Here is a 25,726-nt window from a genome sequence, read left to right as displayed (position 1 = left end):
AGGAAGCGAGGAATCGAAATGGCAGAAAACGCAAAGAAGCGCCGGAAAGGGATTAGCCAGAAAACGATTCGCGGTATCGACGGGTATAAGCCGGTAATCATACCTACAGCAGTTAAAACTTTATTCGGAGGGATAAATATGAATAATCACGAAGAGGTAAAATCGGAATTAACCCGTAGTCCAATTAAAAACAAAGTCGGAAGCATTTTTGTTCCAGTGAGGGATATCGAGAAAGCTCGGGAATGGTACTGCCGATTGCTGGGGGTACCCTCTGATTGCCAGATCATGAACGGGCATCTCTGTCCGCTTCCGATGGAGGGAACCGGAATTATTTTGGATACGATGCCTATGTGGGGAGGCAAAGAACCCGGAGGTGCGCCGAATATCAAGACACCGGCGTTCTTGCTATTAACGAGCGACCTACAAGCCTCTTATGAATATGTTAAAGAAAACAACGTGACCTTGGTGACCGACATCGAGCACGATCACTGGTTCGTAATCAAAGATCCCGATGGAAACCTATTAATGGTTTGCCGGGAATGAGAGCACTATTTAATCACTAGGGGCAGTCCCCTCAAGTCGTGAATGACCTGAGGGGACTGCCCCTGTTTCAACTCGTTATTTTTTTGTTGACAACGGAAAATAATTGCTATATTTTATTATTGACTGATTAAGTCAATCAACAATCGATTGAGGTGCACCAATGATGAAACAAGGAAATAACAAGACGTTAGTGCTTGTCGGATTGCTGCTCGGACTCGTATTCTCGGAGCTCGACCAGACGGTCGTATCCACCGCCATGCCGACGATTATTCGCGATCTGCACGGATTGTCGCTATACGGATGGGTGATGGGCGTATACTTGCTTTCGATTACGATATTCATGCCGATTATCGGCAAGCTTGCCGACTTGTACGGTCGCAGACCGATCTACTTGGGCTGTATGGCCTTATTCATGGCCGGCTCCATTGTCAGCGGTCTGGCTGATTCGATGACCATGCTGTTAGTCGGTAGAGGTATTCAAGGAATTGGAGCCGGAGGGTTGATGCCGCTTGCGCTGATTATTATCGGGGACACTTATCCTTTGGAGCAACGTGCAAAGATTCAGAGCGTAATCGGGCCAATGATGATCTTGCCCCAGCTTCTTGGTCCCACTGTAGGCGGTTATCTGGTCGACCACATGACTTGGCATTGGATTTTCCTGATTAATATCCCCATTGGTTTAGTTGCCGCCGGCTTGGTCGCCTTTGGAATACGCGAATCCGTCGCCAAAGAAAAGCGCTCGATCGACTGGGCAGGCGCAACGACATTCGCGCTCTCCATGCTTTCGCTGCTGCTGGCGCCCGTATTAATCGACGTTAGCGGTTATTCCTGGTCTTCGCCTACCATTATCGGACTGCTGGCCTTATCATTCGCGCTAATCGCGCTTTTCATCTGGATAGAGTCCAAAGCCAAGGAGCCGATTATTCCGCTGCATCTGTTCAAGAACCGCACGATTGTCGTCATGTCCGCGCTCGTCTTCGTGATCATGTTAGGGGTAATGGGAGGAACGGCAGCGTTCCCGTTCTTCGCCCAGAACGTGATGGGGCTGACGCCTACCGCATCCGGATATATGCTGCTTTCCTTTATGGCAGGCGGCGTCCCGGCAAGCATCGTCAACGGTATTCTAATTACTAAAGTCGCTTACCGTAATCTGTTCATCTTCTCGTTTGTTTTTCCGATTATCGGATTCATCCTGTTGTCGCAAATCAACATCGATACGTCCGTCATGTACGTTATCGTCTGCTGCTTCCTGCTGGGGCTTGGTCTCGGCGCGCTATTCGGCGGTGACAATCTTATCGTGCAGGAGTCCGTCGAGAAGGAACACAGCGGGGTTGCGCTGTCGACCGTGCAGCTATTCCAATCGCTGGGGATGACGTTAGGTTTCAGCATCTTTGGAAGCTTGTTAGCCAAGCAGATCAGAACCGGCGTTACCGGATTTGCGGATCAGTTTCCTCCCGGTGCGGTTGACAACATCGAGACCGGAGGTATTCCGAAAGGGCTGGCACCGGACTTGATGGTGAACGTGAAGACGGTGTTCGCAGAGAGCTTCCAGAATATTTTCACCATTGCGATCGGATTTGCCATCGTTGCTTTCATTATTTGCTGGTTTATGAAAAAAGAAGTACTGTCCGAGAATAAAGAAACTTCGAGCGTCGCTTCGGGTACGGCACTTGATCTGTCAAAGTGATTGGATTATTGTTAGTAGAAATAATGCTGACAGGGACGGATGATCAATTGTGCCATTAAACGAGGAACAATTAACTCAGATTCGGGATGAGCGCAAAGAGCAAATTGTGGCTGCCGCCGTTAAGGTGTTCGCCCGGCGGGGTATCGTCGGTACCAAGATGAGCATGATCGCTGCCGAAGCCGGCATCAGCCATGGCCTTCTCTACCATTATTTCAAGTCGAAAGAAGAGTTATTTACTACGCTCATCGAGGAAGCCATGGCGGAATCGCTTCGGGAAACGACAAATGTTAATCATCTGGCAGGCTCTCCGCTCGATAAAATAAGAGCTTTCACCGAAGCGATTCTGGACAAGGAAAATATGGAATATTTCTTGCTGGTTCATCACGCGCGTACGTCGAATGACGTTCCGGAGAAGGTCAAAGAGATTTTCTCGAAAAATAATATGAATGTTTATGTCGATCTTCTGAAGAATATAATCGTGGAGGGTCAGGCAAAAGGCGAAATTGTCGCGGGAGATCCCGAGAAGTTGATTGTCTCCTATATCTCGGTTCTTTCCGGTATTATGGTCATAAACGCAAATGATATGGAAGTGGAAGGATACCGGATACCGGAGATCGACCTCTTGATGAGAATCGTGCAGAAGGTGCCGGAGTAGAGTGAGAGCCAGAATTTATTATGTGGTTGCTGCTATCATTGTCATTATTCTTGGGTTCAGTTCTAGAGTATTTTCAGATTCTTTGCCTTTATTTATATCGAAGCACTTTGGTGATGGGTTATGGGCTTGCATGATTTATTGCGGCGTTCGCGCGTTGTTGGTCAACAAGAGATTAATTTGGGCTTTTGGGATCAGCATCTTATTTTGCTATTGTATTGAGTTCAGCCAACTCTACCAAGCGGATTGGATAAACGGGATTAGGCGAACTTACGTAGGCTCATTGGTTCTGGGAAAAGGCTTCTTAGCAGTGGACTTAGTCAGGTACAGCGTTGGGATTCTGCTCGCTTTCTGGATAGATAGGTATTTCTATAAACCATCTGGAGGCGAAAACAATGGACGTATCTGACTCCATCCAAGAATACATGAAAGAATATATGAATCTCTGGCCTTTTTCCGGCACAATCCGCGTTGTCAACAAGGGTGAGACTATATTCGACCAGTCGTATGGCATGGCTTGCATAGAATTTGAAGTTCCAAATCGATCCCAAACTCGTTTTAGCTTAGCCTCTGTTTCTAAACAGTTTACGGCATTTGCAGTCATGCAACTGTACGACAAAGCCTTAATAGATATAGATAGGCCTGTGAATCATTATCTTCCTGATGAGCTGAAGGTAGATCATCGTATTACAGCACACCACTTAATGTCTCACACATCCGGCCTGACTACATTCCATGGACTTGATAATTCGTTTTTCGGGGACAAAGACAAATCGAACTATAACCGGAGAGATTTCTTGGGTTATTTCCGAGACCACCCCTTGCATTTTGAACCCGGTTCGAGGTTTGAATATTGTAATGCCGGATATCATATGCTTGCGTTTCTTGTCGAAACAGTGACCGGCGGATCGTTTAAGGATTATTTGGAGGAAAATATTTTTGCGCCTCTTGGTATGAACGATACTGTTTATGACGACGGGATGGAAATTTTACAAAACAAAGCCTACGGATATAGCATGAACAACGAAAGCGTTGTTCGAAGCGAGTACCACAATCCTGCTTATAGCATTGGTGCTGGTGGCGTAGTTTCTACTTGTGCCGATTTATATAAATGGTTCCTTAATCTAAAAAATCGAAAAGAGCTTGGAGAAAATACGTACCTGCGTTTCTTTAAAGAAAATGCGAATGATCACTGTTATGGCTTATTCCATGATATCAAATACGGGAAATCAAGGTTTTATCATGACGGTGCATATCTTGGAATAGGTGCGTATATGCAACACTTTTTCGATGATGATCTTTGTATTATTGTACTTTGCAATTATGATTTTGCTAATTATTCTCGGATAGGTAATGCGATAAGTGACTTAATATTTACGGGAAAGGCGCATTTACCCATTAAACCCGCGGAAGTCGTTCTTGACGAAGAGCTTGCCATGAAATACGAAGGCGTGTACATCAAAGACCGTGCGCAATTGAAAAGAATAGATAATCAATGGAAATTCGTACATTTAGGTAGAGTTCATAAACCTATTTACCCCATTGGAAATCATCAGTTCCATAGTACATGGCTGGATCATTCTTATACATTGCGAGAACGTGAGGACGGTGAATTTGAATTTTTGGGTTTCAGGAAGCAAGTATAAATTCCAGAGTGAACCTTGGGGTGGGTTTTTACTTTCTCCTGTGCATCCGGTACGCTATTGCCCGGGTAATGGTTGATCGTCTTCGCCGTTATCATTTTCTGTCGGATTCGGTCTCTATCTCAATCAAAGAAGTTGAACTAGTGTAGAGTGGGTAACTCCATGCCTTGCGATTATTCGACTGGATTCGATTTGCGTTGGAAACTGACCTTAGGGTTGATATCATTCCGATTAATTCATTTTAGCTAACTGGAGGCAGAGCCGGTTACAGATATCTGGCAAAGAGAAATAACCGAGAAGTCATGTCCGGCATGGGCGCGTGGGCTGCGACAGGTTGCGAGTAGGGGACCTATCGCAGCCTTTTTTGTCGTTGTGCCATCCTGATGATAGCCGAATGAAATTTATTTTTTTGTATGACAGTATCCAACAGATTATTTAAGTTCTTGTCCTTATACTGAAATTGTCGTCAACATTCATAGGACAAATCTATCATTGAGGGAAGGAAATAAGTTGTGATTATAGTTCCTATAGCCCAATGCCTTCCAGGGATGCGTCTCGGTAAAGCGGTTATTTCCGAAAGCGGTCATGTGATGCTCGGATATCATGTTAAGCTGTCGCAACTTATGATTACCAAATTGATTCGTATGGGAATCGATTACTTATATATAGAGGATGAGCAGACCGAAGACATCCCATTGGAGGATTCGATCCGGGAAGAGACGCGTGCACTGCTCCGCAGGACGTTGTTGAGCGTTTATGCGAAATTCAGCATAACCTCATCCATCCGCAGTACGAATCAGATGTCGCCTATTACCCGCATGCTGTTCGAGGGAATGTCCAGAGTCATAGAAGATTTAAGCTATAATAAGCGGAATCTCGTTTCGCTAATGACACAGAACGTGGCTCCTGCAACAAGATTGGAACAGCATTTCTGCCAGAATGCCATAAACGTGTGTGTTTATTCTACAAAATTAGCAATGTTGCAGGGCTATTCCAAGAATGAATTGTTCGAGTTGGGCCTTGGTGCTCTTCTTCACGATATAGGCAACATTCAAATCCCGCCTAAATTGTTGCTAAGCAGCTCTAATCTTACAACGGGTGAATATGCGGAGGTAAAAAAACATACGGAAATCGGCTTCAACATGCTTAAGGAAAATACGGGTATTCCTCTGCTGGCGGCAACTTGCGCGTTGCAGCATCACGAACGGATCGATGGCAGCGGATATCCGTTTAAACTTAGAGATACGCAAATTCATGATTACGCTCGCTGGATCGGCCTTCTCGATTCCTACGATGCGATGACCCATCCGCGAGCATATCGCAACTCGATCGCGCCGCACCACGCCTTGGAAATCCTTTATGCGAATGCCGGCAGTCTTTACGATATCAAAAAAGTAACCCTATTCCGGAATAAAGTAGCTATTTTTCCGGTAGGCCTAAGCGTTAAATTGAGTACGGGAGAAAGAGGAGTGATTTGCCGACAAAATCAGTCCATTCCGTCGAGACCCGTCGTAAGAATTCTGCAGAACGAACGGGAAGAGAAACTGAAAACTCCCTATGAAATAAACTTATCTACTGCGCTCCATGTTATGATCGATAACATTTGCAGATCCACGGTTACGAACAAATAATGGAAGTGATCTTAGAAGCAACATATACCCCCATTCCTGCGTCTAATAACCATGACCCGTGAGCTGTGGAAGATTGAAATGGGTAAAAAATGGGGGGGGAAAAGCCTTGTGAAAAAGCTGATATCCACACTAGTTGCATTCGTAGTGATATTTTCAGTTATCGTTCAACCGGAAGCGCAGGCCGCTTCCGCAATAAAGATTATAATAGATGGAGAAGTACTTAAGACCGATCAAGCACCCGTTGCGATTGATGGTCGTACCATGGTGCCATTGCGGGGGATTTTCGAAGCTTTGAATGCGATCGTGCTATGGAATCAGAAGACTCAAACGGTAACGGCAAAGAAGAAGGATACCACCATCGTACTTAAGCTCGGCTCCAAGACGGCAACCATCAACAATCAAACCGTCACTTTGGATGCACCGGCTCGCGCCATCCATGGTAGAACGATGGTGCCTGTCCGTTTCGTCAGTGAATCGCTAGGAGACGAAGTCGTTTGGAACTCGAAATCCAGAAGCGTAATTATCACGACGTCCACCGTCGAAGAAGTAGGTGCGGCCTCTTCGGTAAATGCGGCGCTAATTAGTCAGTACGGCGACGGACGGGATATGCAAGTGGGCTTTACTCCTCCATCAGACCAATCCAACGTGGACAGTTATCGTATCTTGGTCGTGAAAGCGGAGAATGCCTCGTCCTTTAATCTAGCCAAGGCCCAGATTGTTGGGCCCTCGAATTATACGTTGGTACCCAGCTATTACGCCAATCAGAAGACGACTCTATCTGCCCAGGCTAGAGATGTAGACGGAGACTTGATCCATACTAAACAAGCCTACAAAGTATTTGTATTGACAGTCGGCAACGATATCTACGCGATCTCTAATTCATCCGCATCGGTAACTTTGACAGGCAGTCCGTCGGTGGATGCGGCTACGAATGTAAAGATTACCGATGTGAGCGACTATGGCGACGGACGGGATCTATCTGTCAGCTTTACTAAAGCGTCAAATGATAGCTACATTACCGGTTACCGGGTCATGATCGTGAAGAGCACGGATGCCGCCAAGTTTGGTCTTACTACAGCCAATGGAGTGTCAAGCTCCTACTATACTACTGTATCCAAGTCAAACAGCAGCACGTTAAGCTTTACGTACAACTCCTCTTCCAGAGATATTTCAGGTGAACTTATCAAGAACGGCGTAGCCTATACCGCCTTCGTTCTTTCGCTGAGCAATAACACCGGGGTTTCATTGAACGGCCTGTCTGCGCCTTCCGTTTCCGTTACGCTAGGGACTTCGGCGCTGTCTCCTATTATTACGAACGTAGCTGACGTGAATGACAATGGCGATGGACGTGATTTGCAGGTCAGCTTCTACAAAGCGGCGGATGAGTCGCGAATTAGCTTTTACAGGATTTTCGTCGTGAGAGCGGCCGATTATGGCAGCTTTAATGTGACGGAAGCTAACAAGGTTTCTTCGGGAAGATATTATGACGTCTCGAAGACGGGAAATAGCTTTAGCCAGATCTTATCGTCGAGTTCGAGAGACGTAAAAGGAAGTTATATTACGAACGGTGTCGCCTACCGGGTCTTCGTCATGGGGGTCTCGAACAATAGTTCTTACCCGAACGTACTGTCTGCGGCATCTTCCAGCATAACCCTATCCAATACGAGGGTTAGCGCCGTAACGAATCTCTACGTCAGTGACGTAAGCGATAACGGCAACGGCCAAGATTTACGAGTGGCGTTCACCAAGGCCGCCGACGAGAGCAGCATTAACCATTATCGTATTTTCGTGGTCAGGGATGTCAATGCAAGCGGCTTTAACTTGGCATCGGCCAATGCGATAACCGATGGCAATTATTATACGACAGCATATAAAACTGGCGGGAATATTAGCCAAGTGCTGTCTTCCAGCGCCCGGGACGTAAATGGGGCTTACATCCAGAACGGTGTCAGCTATCGGATATTCGTCTTGTCGGTTGGGGGCGGAAATTCAGCGGGTACCAATGCATTGTCTCAGGCTTCGTCAGCGATCACGTTGACCGCTAGCAACGTATCTGCGGTAACGAATGTCTACATCAGCGACGTAGGCGATAATAATAACGGCGCGGATCTCCGGGTTGCCTTCACGAAAGCCGCCGATGAAAGCAATATAAGCAACTACCGTATTTTCGTGGTTAAGGAAACTAATGCAAGCGGCTTTAACTTGGCATCGGCCAATGCGACCAGCTATTACTCAACCTTTGTTAAAACCGGGGGGAATATCAGTCAAGAGTTGCCTTCCGGCGCTCGTGACGTGAATGGGGCTTACATCCAGAATGGCGTCAGCTATCGGGTATTTGTCTTGTCGGTTGGGGGCGGAAACTCTGCAGGCACCAATGCATTGTCTCTGGCTTCGTCAGCGATCACGCTGTCTATCAGCACCGTAACCGCAGCGACGAATCTTAGCGTAAGCGACGTGGGCGAATTCAACAACGGCCAAGATTTACGCGTGACTTTCACGAAGCCTGCTAACGAGAGCAATATCGACTATTACCGTATTTTCGCGGTCAAGAATAGCAATGCTGGCGCTTTTAACTTAGCGGCGGCGAATGCGATTACCAATAACAATTACTATACGACATTTTCTAAAACAGGGGGTAATACCCTAACGTTGTCTTCAGATGCACGGGATGTGAACGGAGAATTTATTAAGAACGGTGTCAGCTATAGAGTATTCGTCCTGTCCGTCGGGGGAGGAACCTCTTTAGGCGTCAATGCGTTGTCTCTCGCTTCTCCCGCCATCACGTTGTCCAATAGCAGCGTGTCTGTGGCAACGAATCTTATCGCGAGTGACGTGGGTGATTCCAACAACGGCCAAGATTTGCGAGTGACATTCGCCAAAGCTGCCGATGAGAGCAATATTAGCCAATACCGTATCTTCGTGGTCAAGGATGTTAATGCGAGCGCTTTTGATCCGAACAAGGCGATCGCTATAGCGAATCCCGGTCTTTACACGGCTGTGCCCATAACCGGAGCGGGAAACCATGCGCTGTCTTCTACGGCAACGGATGTAGATGGAGCGGCTATCAAGAATGGAGTTAATTATCGAGTATTCGTGCTTTCGGTAGCAAACGGCGGTATGTCAAGCTCGCTGTCCGCTCCTTCCAACCTGATCGTGCTAGCCCCGACGCCTGTCGTACCAGCCCCTAAGGTACAGAGCGTGACGGCGCAGCAGAACGGGACCAATAACGAACTTGCCGTCAGCTTCACCCTCCCCGCTAGCGAGAACGGCATAGCTCATTACGCTGTACTTCTCGTGCCTGATACGGGTGGTTCATTATCTGAAAATGCGGCTCTCGGCTACTATAATGCGACGACAAAGTATTATACAAAGGTCGAAAAGTCGATAGGGTCCGTGACATTAACAAGCTTAAGCAAGGATGTAAACGGAGCGATGTTGGCATACGATATTCTCTATAAAATATACGTTCTTTCCATAGCGGACGGTACGAATGCAACGGCAAGCAAGTTGTCCGACTCCAGTGCCAGCGTGAAATTGATCGCGCCGCCACCTCCGTCATGATCTACGTAAGCAACTAAGGCCGGAAGCCCATAGACGGGCTCCGGCCTTTCTATCGTGATTGACAGTTTCTAACCGGATCTGCGCGCTGGCCAGACTGAGCCTTATCCCTTAGCCTCGATTTTCAGGATGACAGGACAATGGTCGCTGCCCATCACGTGGCAATCGATCTCTGCGTCAATTATCGAGGGCGCCAGCCTTGCAGAGGCGAGAAAATAGTCGATTCTCCATCCGACGTTACGCTCCCTTACACCCGGCATATTCGACCACCAAGAATAGGCATCCGTCCGATCGGGATATAAATGCCTGAAGGTATCGATAAATCCGGCGTCCAGCAACCGGGTCATCTTATCTCGTTCTTCTACGGTGAAGCCGGAGGCGCCGCGATTGGCTTTCGCGTTCTTAATATCGATTTCTTGATGGGCAACGTTCAGGTCGCCGCATACAATGACTGGTTTATGCTTGTCCAATTCCTGCAGGTATCCCCGAAACCGATCTTCCCATTCCATCCTATAATCCAAACGGGATAGATCGCGCTTGGCGTTCGGTGTATATACATTTACGAGGTAGAAGGCATCGAACTCGAGCGTGAGCACCCGACCCTCTGGCTCATTGTCCTCCTCCAAACCGTAACGAACGGATAATGGCTTGATCCTTGTAATAACTGCTGTACCGGAATAACCTTTCTTAATCGCATAATTCCAAAATTGCGCATATTCTTCGCCATGATCCAGGCTAATCTGCCCTTCCTGCAGCTTCGTCTCTTGGACGCAGAAAATATCAGCATCCGTTTCTTTGAAGTAATCGTTAAACCCTTTGTTTACGCATGCACGCAAACCGTTGACGTTCCAGGATACCAGTTTCATTGTTTTTATGCCTCCATTAGTTGTTTTAGCTTTAATTCCGTTGTTGAATCCGGGGCCGGAGTGTAGATGCTGCAACGCAGATCCGCGCTGCCCTGCACCTGCAAAGAGGTGAGATGGAACAGCATTTTTCCCGCCTTGGCATGCCGGAATTCCAGCAATACCTCGGGGGCCGAGCTGACCTGGCTTTGCTCCCACAGGGAATTAAATTCAGGGTGGACCTCTTTCATCTCCGCGATGAACCGGTCGTACCAATCATCCTCGACGTATTGTCCATAGTAAGCACGGAAAATAGACAAATAACCTTTGACGAATTGCTCCCAATTGACGGCTAATCTTTGAAATTCCTTCCTGACGAACAATAACCGAATCATGTTTCGTTGTTCTGCCGGAATTTCGTTGAAGTTCAGGAACACATGGGATGCTGCCTGATTCCAACCCACAATCCGGCATCGGCGATCGGAGATCAGGGTCGGACAGAATTTGAGCTCCTGCAGGATTCTTCTTAAAGACGGACTAATCTGAGGGAGCTCCAACTCCTTGTCGAGCAGGTTAATTCCGGAGCCCGTCTCCAATGCTAATGCAAACAGATATTTTCGTTCGTCTACCGTTAGTTGCAGCGCTGTCGCTACACAATCTAACACCGAAGCCGACACTTTAATGTCCCGGCCCTGTTCGAGCCAGGTATACCACGTAGTGCTGACTCCCGCTAGTTGAGCGACTTCTTCTCTTCTTAGCCCGGGAGTTCTTCTGCGAATTCCCGTCGATAAACCTACGGATTGAGGAAGTACTTTAGCTCGCTGCGATTTTAAGAATGCCGACAACGCTTGAAGCCTCGTTTGATTAGTCATGCGATGAGATCCACCTTAGCTGGGCATTATAGTGTTTATTATACTATGATAACTAACAACTTGTAATAGGATAAATAAAAGATCATGATGTACATAAGCAGTAGCTATGGATTGAGGAGGGATACAATGGAGCGAGTAATGATTACGGGCATGGGCGCGATCTCGCCAATCGGAAATGATGTCGAGACTTATTGGAGCCGATTAGTTCAGGGAGAGTCGGGCGTTACATCGATACCTACATTCGATGCTTCCAGATATAAGACGAGAATCGGCGGTTTTGTGCAGGACTTTGACCCGGAAGCCCGGTTCGGTCGCAAGGAAGCAAGACGCATGGACCGGTTTAGCCAATTCGCCATGGCAGCTGCCGAAGAAGCTTGGGAGGATTCCGGCCTTATTCTTGAGCAGGTCGATCGGGAACGATTGGGGGTATATGTCGGTTCGGGTATAGGGGGTATTCAAACGCTTCTTGAACAAGAGGCCGTGCTTAGAAATCGGGGTCCCGAGAGAGTTAGTCCGACATTAATCCCGATGATCATCTCGAACATGGCCGCAGCCATGATCAGCATCAAGCTCGGTGCGTTAGGTCCAAGCTTATCCCCGGTCACGGCTTGTTCAATAGGGAATACGGCTATCGGCGAGGCTTTCCGGCTCATCCGATACGGAATTGCGGATGTCGTCATTGCCGGGGGAGCGGAAGCGGCCGTCACGGAACTATCATTGGCAAGCTTCGGGAATGCTACCGCTTTATCCACACGGAATCATGAACCGACGAAGGCAAGTCGCCCATTCGATGCGGGACGGGATGGATTCGTAATGGGGGAAGGCTCAGGAATCGTCATTCTGGAATCTCTGTCGCATGCATTGCGCCGCGATGCCCGAATTTATGCCGAGGTGATCGGGTATGGAGCGAGTTCTGATGCTTATCATATGGTAGCTACTCATCCGGAAGGAAACGGTGCTCATCAAGCCATGAAGTCGGCACTGCTGGAAGCGGGAATAACACCGGGCGAGGTGGATGTCATCAGCGCGCATGCTACAAGCACGGAAGTCGGCGACAGATCGGAAACACTTGCCATCAAAAGGTTATTCGGGGAACATGCATACCGGATTCCCGTTACCGCGAACAAATCCATGATCGGCCATACACTCGGAGCGGCGGGCGGTCTGGAAGCTATCGCATTGGTCCAAAGCCTGAGGGAGGGCATCATTCCACCAACCATTAATCAAGAGCAGGCGGATCCGATTTGCGATTTAGACTATGTGCCGAACTTAGCTCGTAAAGCGGATCTAGAAGTTGGGATGTCCAATTCTTTCGGCTTCGGGGGCCATAATGCGGTCATTGTGATAAGAAAATATAAGGAATGACTACCAGCTTTAATCGCAGCTTGGGTGAACAGGACTCTTTAAGACCTTGCTCCGGGGCTGTTATCGCGATATGCTAGGGATATCTTTTAATACGTGAATTAGGAATAGATAACTTATGACAATCGGCTTTTTTGACTCGGGGATCGGCGGGCTTACGGTGTTGGCGGAATCGCTCCGGCGGCTTCCTGCCGAGGATTATGTTTATATGGCGGATACCCTCCATGTCCCTTATGGGACTAAAACCAAGGAAGATGTAAGATCGTTTATTCTAGAGACCGTTGGGACGATGATGCTTGAGGGCATCGATGCTTTGGTCGTGGCTTGCAATACGGCGACCAGTATTGCTGTGACCGAGTTGAGAGAGCTTTATCCCCTTCCTATCGTGGGCATGGAGCCGGCGGTCAAACCTGCGGTGGAAATGAACCGTGCGACGGGGAAAAGAGTGCTCGTATTCGCGACTCCTCTAACCCTGCAGCAACCTAAGTATTATGCTCTCGTGTCCCGCGTGGACGAAGGGGGGATCGTGGATTCGTTGCCCCTCCCGGAGCTCGTCGACTATTGTGAATCGCTGCAGTTCGACAAACGGATCATGGGCGAATATTTCCGGGAGAAGCTTGCCCGGTACGATCTCAACGATTACGGAATCGTAGTGCTAGGCTGTACGCATTATCCTTTCTACACGAATATTCTTCGCGAAATCCTGCCGGGGCATATTCAGATCGTTAACGGAAACGCCGGAACGGTAAAACGGTTGTCCGCGCTGCTAAACCGATATGGGATCGCGGAAGGCCGCGGGAGCGGGAAAATAAGGTTTATGTGTTCGAGTGGGGACCCCGCTTATATCGACAAAATGCATACGGCGCTTGATTACATCCGGGAGACATCTCAGGCTGAAGAAACGGTGTGAATCATGGTCAACAAGGTCGGGAACCTCCCTAGTGGGCTGCCCGACCTTTGCTATTGTCATTTTCCTATTATAATTACTGCTAGATTAGGATAGGCTATTAAGGTTATTAAGAGAGCAGATGAATACTCCCCCACTTACAGCTAAAGCTGTTGAAGTGGGAGTTTCTAACGTATCGTCGAGTACGGACGCTTAACGTCAGTGGAGTTGACAGAAGCGACCGAGCATAGGTTGAGTAACTTCGCAGGTGAAAACCCTGCTTGGAAAGGCGAAAACCACGCCACCAATAGCGAGTCTTGGAACTGCAATGGTAACAGTGCCGTTTAAGCGTAGACAGTTAGGATGCAGGCCTGAAATGTGATTGAGTCCCGAAATCCACAGAACGGGAAGGTCGACGGGATTGTCAACCCGGAAGACAACACGACTCCAAACGACAAGGTGAGGATGGAGAAGCTTCCCCGGGGTCGAAGAGCCAGGCATGTATACCAATGGTTACTCAGCAACTCGGGAGACCCTGACGCTCTTCTGCAAGTAAAGTACTCTTTTAGGAACAACTACAGAAGTATGTCAAACAAGCCGTAAAACGTGAGGATGGCAAACGGCAGTCAGGGAGTCGGATCGCCGCGTAGTACCTGTGAAGCCAATGTAATGTTGGTGGAGGAAAGGCAGGCGACACAACATCGATCTTGGTAAGGACACATTTACCACACACCGAGGTGGAGAAGAAATGGAAACGAAATTAACAAGAATAGCAGAGATGGCAAAAGCCGACCCGAAGGTAAGATTCACCTCTATCGGTCATTTCATCGATGCCAAGGCATTAATGGAAAGCCACGAAGAGATGGAACCAGGGAAGGCAACGGGAGTCGACGGAGTCACCAAAGAAAAGTATGAGGTGAACTTAGAGGCGAATGTAGAGAACTTAGTGGGACGGCTGAAACAGAAAAGCTACAGACCGCAGCCCGCGAGAAGAACCTACATCCCCAAGGATGAGAAAAGCATGCGCCCGCTCGGAATACCTGCCTACGAGGACAAGCTAGTACAGCATGCGCTGAAGAACGTGTTAGAAGCCATTTATGAACAAGACTTCATGGACTTTTCCTATGGATTTCGCCCGAAAAGAAGCATGCACGATGCACTGAAGAAACTGACCAAGATCATTCAAAACGGGAAGATCAGTTATGTGGTAGACGCGGATATTAAGGGATTCTTCAACCACGTCGACCATGAATGGCTAATGAAATTTCTCGAAATGCGGATCGCAGACCCCAATATTCTCCGTCTTGTTAGACGGATGTTGAAAGCAGGCATACAAGAAGAAGGGGAATTCGAACCAACCGAAGAAGGGACTCCACAGGGTTCTGTGGTTTCACCCATACTTGCGAATGTCTATCTGCACTATGTATTGGACATCTGGTTCGCGGTCACGGTCAAGAAACAATGCAGAGGGCAAGCAGAAATCGTGCGCTTCGCTGATGACTTCGTATGTTGCTTCCAATACAAAGAGGATGCGGAGAGATTCTATGCCGCACTTCTATTAAGGCTCGATAAGTTCAAGCTGAATGTAGCAGAAGAGAAAACGAAGATCATCGAATTTGGACGTTTTGCGGAAGAAAACAGGAGAAAGCGGGAGAAAGGTAAGCCGAAAACATTCGACTTCCTGGGATTCACCCACTTCTGCTCAAAGAGCCAAAAAGGTACCTTCCGAGTGAAGCGACAGACAAGCGGAAAGAAATTCAAACAGAAGGTTAAGGCAATGAAGATTTGGATCAGGTTTAATCGGCATATGGAACAGCAGGAGTTTCTCAAAACGATCCGAGCCAAACTAACAGGGCATTACCGGTACTATGGAATCACGGACAATTATGAGAAGATGGATTCCTATTATAACCACACCATAAACCTGATGTACAAATGGATGAACCGAAGAAGTCAGCGCAATAGTTTTACTTGGGAGAGGTTTCGCGAAGTACTAAAGGTATTCAGACTGCCAAAGCCTCGAATCTAAGTCAATATCTATGACTAACCCAATCTGTGAATGGTGATGTGAGGAGCCGTATGCGGGAATTCCGCACGTACGGATCTGTGAGGGGTATGGGGTACAATCCGCGAAGGAGAGACCCCGCCTACTCGACCGGTGGTGTGTTTTGACACCCAACCCCTCTATCCCATTGGTCGAGCCTTTGGGAGTACTTTTGAGCCAACTGCAGGATTCCTTAGAATCATGAGCGCTTCTTCGGCTCTATTGGTGGCTTGAACATTTTACGTAGCAGAGCCAATGTGTACCTGCTACAACCTCATATGTTCAATTGTCAAGGAACGTATGTTCCCATCAATTATATACCTTATTTGCCCACAACATCAACACCTGATTTTCGGGCAGATTCAAGAAGAGCCGATTCACCTCACCACTTAAGGAAGTGGGAGTCCTCTAGGCTGACAATGATAGATTAAAGAAGCAAGGAATGAGGCATAGAAATGAGCGTAGTCATTCCCAAAGCCCAAACCCGAGTCATAGGGAAGAAACGCGGTAAATGGCTGTTGTTGTCCGTGCTGGCGACGATGGTAGTTTACCTGCTAGGTGCAGAAACCCAGCTATTAGGGCGTTGGATGCCGATTGGGTGGTTTCGTGAAGTTCCCGCGATAACGCAGCTGCATCCCGTGGTGGCCGCCAACAAAGAAAAGCTGATCGCAATGAGTAAGAACATAGGAATACAAGTTCTGATAACGAGCGATTTCCGCAGCTCAGAGGAACAGGATGCATTGTACCGTAAAGGACGTAGCGACGAAGGCTCCATCGTAACCCAGGTTAAAGGCGGGCAATCGTACCATAACTATGGTCTCGCGATCGATTTCGCGCTGCTTACCCCTAAGGGCAAAGCGATCTGGGATATGAAGTACGACGGGAACGGAAACGGTAAATCGGACTGGATGGAAGTCGTGGCGATAGCGAAGCGGCTGGGTTTTACCTGGGGCGGGGATTGGGAAAGCTTTCCCGATTATCCCCACCTGCAGATGGAATTCGGATATTCCATTCAGGAGCTTCAGCGGGGATGGAGGCCGCCAGAGCAAGGCACGAAGTCAGGGTAGATTTCTATTTATATAATCAGCAACCGCATCTTCATCGTTGCTTCCTATCCTGCTTGATGTCATATCTAACAGTTTAGGATGGGCGTTCGCGACCGCGATGCTTGTCCCGGCTAATTCGAACATCCCCAGATCGTTCAGGTTATCGCCGAATACGGTGACTTCTTCAGGGGCGCAGTTCATAAGCTGAGACCATATCCTTAGCCCTTCTTTTTTATTGGCATTCTTGTGGCTAAATTCAAGGAAATAGTGATTCTCGATATAGGGGTCTTTCATGAAGTGAGTATGGATCTCGGCAGGGAATCTCCGTTCTACGTTAGCCTTCAAGGGTTCGAGCTCTTCCAGCAATCCGATGTAGGTAATAATGAGAGTTCTAAACGATTCGGGGCATTCCAAAGAAATGGATTCCAAGAACCTAGGATCATTTGGACGGCTTTCGTAAAATTGCAAATCACCCGCTCGAATCAATTTTTCATGCAATACCCGTTCCTTGTCTTCTTCATCCAGAGCAAATAAGAATGGAAGAAGGTTTATTTCTCTCCCCAGTCCGATAATTTCATTCGCGATATCCCTATCGAGCCAATATCCGCCCATTACGTTCTTTGTAATCGGATCGAAAATTACGGCTCCGTTATAGAGGACGATAGGATATCTCCAAGGTACGACAGAAACGATGTTATGGGAACTTATGTAGCTTCTAGCCGTTGCATAGCTCACGACAACGTTATTATTCAAAGCTTCACATAGGACCTCGATGGTATACATGGATAAGGATGCATCCGATCGGAGTAAGGTGCCATCAAGATCGGTGAGAAAGTATTTTCGCATGAAATTAGAGACCTCCTAGACCCCCGATGTATGATGAATAGCGTTGTCTAATCCTGCCTGCCTAAATAAATATATCTTGTTAATCCAATTTGAGTATAATGGTCATAAATATCAATTAGGAGGATTTCTATGGACCCTTATAACAACGATCCGAAGTCCCATCATTTTTCACCGGTTCCACAGCAGTACGTTCCTCCTAAAACGAATGGCAAATCCATTGCCGCGATGGTGCTAGGCATACTTGCGATTGTCGTTCCTTATCTAGGCTTCATCATTGGAATTATCGCGATTATATTTGCTTCAATATCTCTGAAGGAAATCAGAAATAACCAAGAACAAGGCCGCGGAATGGCAATAGCCGGACTAGTATGCGGCATTGTCGGCACAGCCATCTATGCTCTCATTCTCATTTTCTTCGTCTTTGCTTTTGCTGCCTTCCAGGGATCGTCAGTCAACTTCTAATTGAATAAAAAACAGGCCGGAACCCTCTTCTTGGAGGTAACCCGGCCATTTTTTATGAATCAGATCGCCTGTGAAGCTAATTCCGCAATCCGTTCGTTAGCGCGATTGTTGTAGGTGCCGCCATGGTAACAAATGACCGTATCGATGTCGTACGCGGCTAATTTCCCGAGCGACCGATGCGCAAGTTTGAGATCGGGAGTAAATCCGGGATTAGGCCCTTGCAGCTGACCATCCTTTACGATCATGGCATCTCCGGCGATCAAGGTTTTGCTTGGTTGATGGTAGAGGCTAACGTGTCCCGGAGTATGGCCTGGTGTGTAGATCACAGTCGTGCCTCCTCCGAAGAGCAGCGTTTCCCCATCCGATAACGTTCGGTTGACGTTCGCCGGAGAGGATGCTGAGAAGACGGCTCGATACTGACGTGCTTCTTCTTCCGGAAGCTGCCCTAGAATCATGTTTAACCGCTCTTCAGGCACTTTTATTAGCGGTTTGTCGCCGTCGATATAAGGTTTGTCGGCCTCGTGGGCATAGATGTCGGGTTTCTTCCCATTACCGCGAGCGGCAATGAACTGCGGCAGGCTCCCAATGTGGTCGATATCCTGATGCGTGAGCACGATAGCGCTTAGATTGTCTGTTGGCACTCCCGATTTACGTATAAGTTCCATAACCCTCGCGTAATTGCCGGGAAGACCCGTATCTACCAAAACTAAGGAAGCATCATCGTATAAGACCGTCGGGTGATACGACGCTCCGCCGGTGTTCGATGTTAACTCGAACATTTCGATTCCTTGTGCGATCCTCATTAAGTTGAACCTCCAGTCTCGTTGATTCGATTAACAACCTTGTGTTTTACGATACTCTTGTAGCGATACGCGAGTCAAATTCGTGGAGAAGTTTGGCTAGTTTATCATCTAGTCGAGAAGACTCCCTCTTCTACGAAGTAAGAGGGGGATGAATCGGTGGTGTTAAGCTTTGCTATTTGCACTTGAATGGGAACGTTTGTGCTACAATAGAGAGGTGAACCATCTACGTAGGAGGAGGTGAACAAAGTTCTTATGCCGCACCCAAAAGCGTTTCGCTTTCGCCTCTATCCAACACCCGAGCAAATGACCCTCATTCACAAGATGTTTGGGTGTTCCCGCTTTGTGTTCAATCACTTTCTCGCCAAATGGAATGAATCGTACAACGAGACGGGAACAGGTTTGTCTTATCACCAATGCGCGAAAGGCATTCCTGCGCTCAAACAATCCTTTGACTGGCTCAAGGAAGTAGACAGTATTGCGCTTCAATCTTCCGTCCGCTATCTGGCGGATTCGTTCGACCGCTTCTTCCGTAAACAAAACGAGGCTCCCCGTTTCAAAAGCCGCAAAAATCCGGTTCAATCCTACACCACGAGATTCACGAACGATAATATTGCGATCCGGGATACAGAGTTGAAGCTGCCGAAACTCGGATGGGTCCGTTTTGCGAAATCGCGCGAAGCGGAAGGACGTATCTTGTCGGCTACCGTAAGACGGAGCGCAACGGGCAAGTACTTCGTCTCCATCGTCTGCGAGGTGGACATCGTACCTTTGCCCAAGCGGGACACCGCCATTGGAATCGACTTCGGGCTGAAGAAATTTGCCGTTTGCAGCCGCGGGGAAGATGAGATTAACCCCAAGCATCTGCGAAAGCGGGAGAGAAGGCTGGCGCACTGGCAGCTCCTCCTGTCGCGCCGCAAGCCAGAAGGAGCCAACTGGCACCGCGCCAAGCGGAAGGTAGCCATGATCCATGAGAAAATCGCGAACAGCCGAAATGATTTCCTGCACCAAATCACCACCCGATGGATACGTGAAAACCAAACGATCTGTCTGGAGGATTTGCAGGTATCGGACATGCTGCAAAACGGAAGATTAGCCAAGGCAATATCCGAAGTGTCGTGGTCAATGTGCAGGACGATGCTGGAGTACAAAGCAAAATGGTACGGACGTACGATAAGTGTGGTGGCGAAAGATTATCCATCCAGCCAACTGTGTTCAAGCTGCGGGCATCGTAACCCGGAAGTGAAGGACTTGTCGCTGCGGGAGTGGGATTGCCCGGTATGCGGAAGCCGCCACGATCGGGACAAGAACGCCAGCCAGAACATTGAGAAAGAAGGATTGCGTTTGGCAGCGAAGACTGCCTGAACTGTCGGAACGGCAGGGATCGCTTGGTCAAGTTCGGACCGATAGGTGCGATTACCCAAGAATCCCCACCTTAGCGTTCAACGCAGGTGGCGGGAGTGTTCAATATTAGGCGGTATACTGAATAAATAAGGGAAAAGTAGGGGGGACTTGGATTGACCTACGATAAAAAACCGGAAAAGCCGCATTTGATCAAAGAATCGGGATGGAACGTAGAGGATTATTTGGAATTGCCGGAAGATGGCAACCAATATGAGATTATAGCCGGAATATTGGAATTAAAACCTTCTCCAACCACGACTCACCAGCGCATAAGCCATCAGATCGAGAGAATACTTACAGATTCATGCGAGAACGAGTACATCATTATGTATGCGCCCGTAGACGTGATTTTATCAGACCAGGAAACAAGGCAGCCGGATATCCTAATGATCCATCGTTCCCGTGCCGCTATTATTCAAGAGCACGCTGTTGTCGGTCCTCCCGACCTTGTGGTGGAAATTCTCTCTCCATCGACAATTAAGCGCGACCGGGTTATGAAGTTTCGGAGTTATGCGCAATTTAACGTGCCTGAGTATTGGATTGTCGACCCGTTGAATGTCACCATTGAACAGTACGTGTTGATTAGCGAGGGAGCCCCTTATGAACTGCAGGATGTATTCGGCGCGGAAGAGACGGTTACATCGACTCGGTTGCCTTGTGTCGGTTTCAAAGTCAGTCAGGGGATTATTTTGAGATAAAAAGTGGCCGGTCCCTTAAGGGGGCCCGGCCATTTGTTTCGTAGAATGGATGAGTAGTCTTAGCTCAAATTCGGAATGCTTACTTCCGGATCGATGTCTGCGTCGTAATCGATACCGTCGGTTTCGAAGCCGAATAGTTGAAAAAACTCGCGCCGATAGCCCGCAAGATCCGTCAATTGTCCAATGTTATCCGTTGACAGCTCGTCCCAGATCTTTGCGACCTCTTTTTGCACATCCTCACGCAGTTCCCAATCGTCGATCCGGATACGGCCTTCTTCGTCAACCGGCGTCGTTTCCTGAGAATACAGACGCGCGGCAAACAAGCGGTACGTTTGCTCGATGCAGCCTTCATGCAGTCCTTTTTCCTTCATGACCTTGTACAGGGCGGAAATGTAGAGCGGCACGACCGGAATGGCGGAGCTGGATTGCGTAACGAGCGCTTTGCAGACCGTTACGAATGCCCGGCCGCCGGTTGCTCCCAACTGCTCATTTAATGTTTTTGCGGTAGTCTCAAGATGGTCCTTCGCCCGGCCGATCGTTCCTTCCCGGTAGATCGCTTGCGTAATTTTCGATCCGATATAAGAATAAGCGATCGTTGTCGCGCCATCCGCTAGCACTCCGGCTTTATGCAGCGCGTCAATCCACATTTGCCAATCTTCGCCGCCCATGACATCAATAGTTTCCTGTACTTCTTGTTCCGTCGCCGGATCTATCGTAATCATGCTGACTTCTCCGGTATGAAAGTTAACGGTTTTGTTAGTGTAAGTTTGACCGAGTGGTTTAAGTACCGAATTAGACACTTCGCCGGTTTTGGGATCCGTGCGCCGTGCCGAAGCAACGCTATATACGACTAGATCTACCTGCCCTAGCTCGCTGCGGATGACGTCGATCGCTTTGGCCTTCGTCTCGTCGGAGAATGCATCTCCGGTAACGCTGAAAGATTTGAGTCCGGCTTCTTGCGCCGCCAACTCGAATGCAGCCGAATTGTACCAGCCGGCAGATGCCGTCCGTCCGCCGCCTTTCTCTCCTTGTCGGTAAATACCGACAGTATTGGCGTTTGCTCCGAAAGCCGCGACGATGCGCGATGCAAGTCCAAATCCGGCAGATGCGCCGATAACAAGCACATTGCGGGGACCATTAATAGCCGGTTGCTCTTGAACGTAGTTCACTTGTTGCTGCACTTGGGCGGCACAGCCTTGAGGGTGCGCGGTCGTGCAAATAAAACCGCGTGTTCTTGGTTTGATGATCATTTGCTTAAATTCCTTTCGTAGCTCGAAGCTGTTCTCTGTCACGTCATTTTGCAGACACTGTTTCTATTTTAACGATAAATTGCCTAAACGGAAACCTGCGCTAATAGCATTGCAATTCCATAGGCTTAAATTCTGTCGTGTTGCAGGAAACGGTTCTCCTATATAATAAAAATGCAATAGAAATTAAGGAGGGATTCTATGGTTGTCCACAAACTCCAACGATCGACTTTCTGGTTTTTCGCTATTACGCTTCTTATCTTGATGACGGATATAATTAGCGTTCGCGCCTTCTCGCTGGTCGAGGAAGACCCGGTTTTCGTTTATGCCGTCATGTTCGATTTCATGCTCGTCATTCCCTTTCTATATTGGCTGTTTATCCTGCGGAAAAAAGGCAAATCCATTGCTAAAATTCTGCCGTTTCCGATTGTAGGAGCGTTGGCTGTATGGCTCGTACTTCCGGCGCCGATGCGAAGCACGGTATGGAATGCGGTATGGCCGGTTGAACTGCTTATTATTGTCGCGGAAATCGCCGTTATCGGATATGAAATTCGGACTGTATATCGCGTAATTAAGAGTTTCCGAAGCGTATCACGCCAAGAGCCAGATACGGCGGAAGCGCTGCGTAAGGCGGTGCGCGATGGGGTCGGACAAGGAAAGCTGGCTTCCCTGGTGCTTCATGATGCGAGTCTCGTATATTACCTTTTGTTCTCATGGAGAAAAGGGAAGCGGGTTTCCGACGGCACGAACTTGTTTTCATACCATCGGAAGACCAATCAAGTGCTGTATTCCGCAATCATTACGAAAATTATTATCATAGAAGGCATTGTCGTTCACTTGCTGCTTCAACAGTGGTCTCATTGGACAGCATGGATACTCACGATTGCCGATCTTTGGTTGTTGGCCTTGATTTGGGGAGATTGCCGCGCATCCGTTCTGCAGCCGATCAGGATTATAGGGGATTCTGTCCGGTTGAGATACGGGCTGAGGATTCAAGCGGATATTCGGTTGGAGGATATTGCCGATATTTCAAGCGTGCGCGAATTCCATCCTGATGCTAAGGAATTGAAGGATGCTGCTTCTTCCCTTGTTACGCCGAACATTCGAATAGAGCTGAAGCGGCCCGCTAAGGTGAACGGTTTGCTTTTTCTGCCTCGTGAGGTGACTAGGATTTATATGGCGTTAGATGAACCTGAGGCGTTCGTTCAGGAGCTTAGAAAGCGGTCGGTATCGCAACAGTAAGATAGACGAAGAGCCGGAATCCGATACGAAAGGGATCCCGGCTTTCCGTTTGTCGAGCGATTAGTGAAGATCCGCTTCTGTGACCGTTAATAATTCGGAGATTCGTTCGTTGGTGTTGCCCTTGAATAAGCCGCCGTGGTAGCATACGACAGTTCCGATATCGAATTCCGATAATTTTCGAAGCGATAGCATGGCGGTTGTCATATCGAGCGTCGTTTGAGGATCGGGGCCATATAATTGACCATCGCGAACGACAAGAGCGTCTCCGGCGATCAAGGTCCGAGATGGCTCATGGTAAAGGCTAATGTGGCCCGGCGTGTGACCGGGAGTGTCTAATACGGTAATGCGCTCGAACCCGGGGAGGCTTTCGCCGCCAGTGATGGTGCGGTCGACGGGCGCGCAAGGAGGGTTAAGCATCAACGCCTTTAGCCCTTTCTTGAATGATTCCGGTATCTGGGCGGGCATCTTGTCGATTCTTGCGATTGCTTCGTCCGTAAAGCGAAGGATCCTTTGCTCTCCTTGAATGTAAGGTTTCTCAAACTCGTGGGCCATCACTTCAATTTTGATCGCTGATCCTTGAATGACGTCTGGCAAGTTTCCGATATGATCGATATCTTGATGGGTCAGAATGATTCGGTTAAGCTTGGCGAAAGAGATGTCGTAACTTTCAATTGCTTCTCTCAACTGCTCCAACTGCTTGGGGAATCCCGTATCTATGAGCGTAACGGATTGCTCGTCCCATAGTAGAATGGGATGGACTGTGTCGATACGGCCCATTACGGAAGCGGATATGTCTAGCATGGCGATGCCTTTGGCAATAAGCAAACGATATCACTCTCCTAAGGGATGGCGGATACCCGGCCGGGATATCTTTCACAACCATCATAGAAGAGTGATTTATATTTGTAAATACATAAATATTATATTATATCATAAAAATAATTATTTGTCAATAACAAATTTAGGTTTGGTTTCGTGTTCGAGAAACGTTATATAAGTGACGCACATCACATTGATTGGGAGGAATGCAAGCCATGGGCAAAACGGCATTTTACGGAGTAGGCATCTTTGTTCCGGTTAGTGATTTGAAGCGATCCACCGAGTGGTACACGGAGATGTTAGGGTTCGAGATTACCCATAACGACGAGCCGGACGCAACGGTTATGATGATGAACGACGAGAAGATTATTTTCTGTCTCGTCCTGTCCGTCGATATTCATCAGCCAACTTTTCCTAAGAACGACTACCAGGTGGAGCAATATTTCAACTTCCACACCGCGGACGTGGAGGGCGTACATCGTTCGCTGCACGAAAAAGGGGCCAACGTCGGCGAGATCGTCCAATTCGACGGCGGTATGCGGGGCTTTGCGTTGTACGATCCTGATGGTAATAAGTACGGCGTGGTTTAACCGTACCGTCTTGTGTGGACCTAGGCCTACTCTATTTTTCCTAATATAGCCGGCCGTGATTTCGCGATTTCCGATAAAAAATACTCTCGCAGCTCTTTAAGCTTTCTTACATCGGTAAGATCGACTTTGGCCGCCAAAAAACTTTCGACGAAAGATTCCCACTCTAGAACTTTTTTCTGAGTTATCATAGCCCGAACGGCATTCTTTATTAGCCTTCGTTCCTTAGAATTGGAGAATTGGTCTTTGTATTGCTGCTTAAGCTCGAAATCCAACTCGATATATACTTTGCGGAACACCTCGGCCGTCATGCGGGCATCGTCCAATGCCCGGTGCGCCGACCCCTCTGCGGCAATGCCTAGATCAAGAAGAGCGGCTTCGACGCTGACGTCGTTCGTCACTTTCTTGTAGCGTAGAAACCCCTTGAGTAAATCGAAATAGCCGGCACTTATCCAATAGGTATCATCCAGCTTATGCATCCGCGTATCGAACACGATCCGCTTTAGATCCTCGCCGCCCCATGTGACAAGCAACCAAGACTCGCTTCGATTCAACCATTCCATAAATTCCGCAATGACTTTCGGAAAGCCGTCGGCGAGATCAATCTCTTCCTGGGGAATTCCGGTTTTTTTCTTAATAAACGTATTTAACTTCGCAAAATAAACCGGTTTGATCAACGACGAGAACTCATCCGTTTGCTGTAGCGACGAATTCAGCCTCACGGCTCCGATCTCAATGACCTCCATCGGCAAATCGCTAGCAAACTTACGGCCGTTGAATTCGATATCGAGAATAATGTAATCCAATCTTGTAACCCCCGCTCTATAACTCATGCATTACATTTTATCAAAAAGT

23 protein-coding genes are annotated in these 25,726 nt (G+C 48.1%); 16 read left to right on the top strand and 7 right to left on the bottom strand.

What is annotated here, in order from left to right:
• Positions 1-18 precede the first annotated feature (18 nt).
• The 7 genes from K7P76_RS12175 (at position 19) to K7P76_RS12145 (ending at position 9,717) form a co-directional block, all read left to right on the top strand.
• Complete coding sequence (locus K7P76_RS12175) at positions 19-543, top strand: VOC family protein (protein ID WP_373692382.1); 525 nt, start codon at positions 19-21, stop codon at positions 541-543.
• Positions 544-703: 160 nt separating this feature from the next.
• Complete coding sequence (locus tag K7P76_RS12170) at positions 704-2,230, top strand: MDR family MFS transporter (protein WP_232185563.1); 1,527 nt, start codon at positions 704-706, stop codon at positions 2,228-2,230.
• Between the two features lie 49 nt (positions 2,231-2,279).
• Positions 2,280-2,885: a TetR/AcrR family transcriptional regulator gene (locus K7P76_RS12165; protein WP_309244756.1), complete on the top strand. Its 606-nt coding sequence runs from the start codon at positions 2,280-2,282 to the stop codon at positions 2,883-2,885.
• Position 2,886: 1 nt separating this feature from the next.
• Positions 2,887-3,291, top strand: coding sequence for a ribosomal maturation YjgA family protein (locus K7P76_RS12160; RefSeq protein WP_373692381.1), 405 nt, complete (start codon positions 2,887-2,889; stop codon positions 3,289-3,291).
• On the top strand, positions 3,278-4,528 hold the full coding sequence (locus K7P76_RS12155; RefSeq protein WP_232185562.1) for a serine hydrolase domain-containing protein: 1,251 nt from the start codon (positions 3,278-3,280) through the stop codon (positions 4,526-4,528). The genes K7P76_RS12160 and K7P76_RS12155 overlap by 14 nt, the downstream gene beginning before the upstream one ends.
• A 509-nt stretch (positions 4,529-5,037) precedes the next feature.
• Positions 5,038-6,156, top strand: coding sequence for an HD-GYP domain-containing protein (locus K7P76_RS33440; protein ID WP_232185561.1), 1,119 nt, complete (start codon positions 5,038-5,040; stop codon positions 6,154-6,156).
• Between the two features lie 108 nt (positions 6,157-6,264).
• Positions 6,265-9,717 carry a copper amine oxidase N-terminal domain-containing protein gene (locus K7P76_RS12145; RefSeq protein WP_232185560.1) on the top strand — a complete coding sequence of 1,151 codons (3,453 nt, stop codon included), beginning with the start codon at positions 6,265-6,267 and terminating at the stop codon, positions 9,715-9,717.
• Between the two features lie 101 nt (positions 9,718-9,818).
• Here K7P76_RS12145 and K7P76_RS12140 read toward each other — a convergent pair whose 3' ends face one another.
• Both K7P76_RS12140 and K7P76_RS12135 read right to left on the bottom strand, forming a co-directional pair.
• Positions 9,819-10,580: an exodeoxyribonuclease III gene (locus K7P76_RS12140; RefSeq protein WP_232185559.1), complete on the bottom strand. Its 762-nt coding sequence runs from the start codon at positions 10,578-10,580 to the stop codon at positions 9,819-9,821.
• Positions 10,581-10,585: 5 nt separating this feature from the next.
• On the bottom strand, positions 10,586-11,428 hold the full coding sequence (locus K7P76_RS12135; RefSeq protein ID WP_232185558.1) for a helix-turn-helix transcriptional regulator: 843 nt from the start codon (positions 11,426-11,428) through the stop codon (positions 10,586-10,588).
• Between the two features lie 126 nt (positions 11,429-11,554).
• Between K7P76_RS12135 and fabF the strand changes: the two genes are divergently transcribed.
• The 4 genes from fabF to K7P76_RS12115 all read left to right on the top strand — a co-directional run bounded on the left by fabF (position 11,555) and on the right by K7P76_RS12115 (position 16,787).
• Complete coding sequence (gene fabF / locus K7P76_RS12130; protein ID WP_232185557.1) at positions 11,555-12,793, top strand: beta-ketoacyl-ACP synthase II; 1,239 nt, start codon at positions 11,555-11,557, stop codon at positions 12,791-12,793.
• Positions 12,794-12,908: 115 nt separating this feature from the next.
• Positions 12,909-13,700, top strand: a complete 792-nt coding sequence (murI, locus tag K7P76_RS12125; protein WP_232185556.1) for a glutamate racemase — start codon at positions 12,909-12,911, stop codon at positions 13,698-13,700.
• Positions 13,701-14,424: 724 nt separating this feature from the next.
• Positions 14,425-15,705 (top strand): group II intron reverse transcriptase/maturase, encoded by a 1,281-nt coding sequence (gene ltrA, locus K7P76_RS12120; protein ID WP_232185555.1) that lies wholly within the window; start codon positions 14,425-14,427, stop codon positions 15,703-15,705.
• Positions 15,706-16,175: 470 nt separating this feature from the next.
• A complete protein-coding gene (locus tag K7P76_RS12115) occupies positions 16,176-16,787 on the top strand; it encodes a M15 family metallopeptidase (protein WP_232185554.1) in 612 nt (203 codons plus the stop codon).
• On the opposite strand, the gene K7P76_RS12110 is transcribed toward K7P76_RS12115, so the two are convergent.
• The gene (locus K7P76_RS12110) at positions 16,779-17,612 is read right to left on the bottom strand and encodes an HAD-IIB family hydrolase (protein ID WP_232185553.1); all 834 of its coding nucleotides are present in this window, start codon (positions 17,610-17,612) and stop codon (positions 16,779-16,781) included. The genes K7P76_RS12115 and K7P76_RS12110 overlap by 9 nt on opposite strands.
• Before the next feature lie 129 nt (positions 17,613-17,741).
• Between K7P76_RS12110 and K7P76_RS12105 the strand changes: the two genes are divergently transcribed.
• Positions 17,742-18,074 carry a DUF4190 domain-containing protein gene (locus K7P76_RS12105; RefSeq protein WP_232185552.1) on the top strand — a complete coding sequence of 111 codons (333 nt, stop codon included), beginning with the start codon at positions 17,742-17,744 and terminating at the stop codon, positions 18,072-18,074.
• A 59-nt stretch (positions 18,075-18,133) separates the two neighbouring features.
• Here K7P76_RS12105 and K7P76_RS12100 read toward each other — a convergent pair whose 3' ends face one another.
• The gene (locus K7P76_RS12100) at positions 18,134-18,877 is read right to left on the bottom strand and encodes an MBL fold metallo-hydrolase (RefSeq protein WP_232185551.1); all 744 of its coding nucleotides are present in this window, start codon (positions 18,875-18,877) and stop codon (positions 18,134-18,136) included.
• A 252-nt stretch (positions 18,878-19,129) separates the two neighbouring features.
• On the opposite strand from K7P76_RS12100, the gene tnpB reads away from it, so the two are divergent.
• Positions 19,130-20,239, top strand: a complete 1,110-nt coding sequence (tnpB, locus tag K7P76_RS12095) for an IS200/IS605 family element RNA-guided endonuclease TnpB (protein WP_232185685.1) — start codon at positions 19,130-19,132, stop codon at positions 20,237-20,239.
• 152 nt (positions 20,240-20,391) lie between these two features.
• Positions 20,392-20,976, top strand: coding sequence for a Uma2 family endonuclease (locus K7P76_RS12090; RefSeq protein ID WP_232185550.1), 585 nt, complete (start codon positions 20,392-20,394; stop codon positions 20,974-20,976).
• A gap of 59 nt (positions 20,977-21,035) precedes the next feature.
• On the opposite strand, the gene fabV is transcribed toward K7P76_RS12090, so the two are convergent.
• On the bottom strand, positions 21,036-22,226 hold the full coding sequence (gene fabV / locus K7P76_RS12085; RefSeq protein WP_232185549.1) for an enoyl-ACP reductase FabV: 1,191 nt from the start codon (positions 22,224-22,226) through the stop codon (positions 21,036-21,038).
• Between the two features lie 198 nt (positions 22,227-22,424).
• On the opposite strand from fabV, the gene K7P76_RS12080 reads away from it, so the two are divergent.
• On the top strand, positions 22,425-23,465 hold the full coding sequence (locus tag K7P76_RS12080) for a hypothetical protein (RefSeq protein ID WP_232185548.1): 1,041 nt from the start codon (positions 22,425-22,427) through the stop codon (positions 23,463-23,465).
• 60 nt (positions 23,466-23,525) lie between these two features.
• Here K7P76_RS12080 and K7P76_RS12075 read toward each other — a convergent pair whose 3' ends face one another.
• Positions 23,526-24,290 carry an MBL fold metallo-hydrolase gene (locus K7P76_RS12075; RefSeq protein WP_232185547.1) on the bottom strand — a complete coding sequence of 255 codons (765 nt, stop codon included), beginning with the start codon at positions 24,288-24,290 and terminating at the stop codon, positions 23,526-23,528.
• 209 nt (positions 24,291-24,499) lie between these two features.
• On the opposite strand from K7P76_RS12075, the gene K7P76_RS12070 reads away from it, so the two are divergent.
• Positions 24,500-24,874, top strand: coding sequence for a VOC family protein (locus K7P76_RS12070; RefSeq protein WP_232185546.1), 375 nt, complete (start codon positions 24,500-24,502; stop codon positions 24,872-24,874).
• Between the two features lie 26 nt (positions 24,875-24,900).
• Here K7P76_RS12070 and K7P76_RS12065 read toward each other — a convergent pair whose 3' ends face one another.
• The gene (locus tag K7P76_RS12065; RefSeq protein ID WP_232185545.1) at positions 24,901-25,677 is read right to left on the bottom strand and encodes a 3'-5' exonuclease; all 777 of its coding nucleotides are present in this window, start codon (positions 25,675-25,677) and stop codon (positions 24,901-24,903) included.
• Positions 25,678-25,726: the final 49 nt, after the last annotated feature.

The sequence above is a fragment of the Cohnella silvisoli genome (genome assembly GCF_021190915.1).
Lineage (GTDB): Bacteria > Bacillota > Bacilli > Paenibacillales > Paenibacillaceae > Cohnella > Cohnella silvisoli.
Note: the sequence above shows the minus strand (reverse complement) of the source record. Positions and strands in the feature narration are given on the sequence as shown.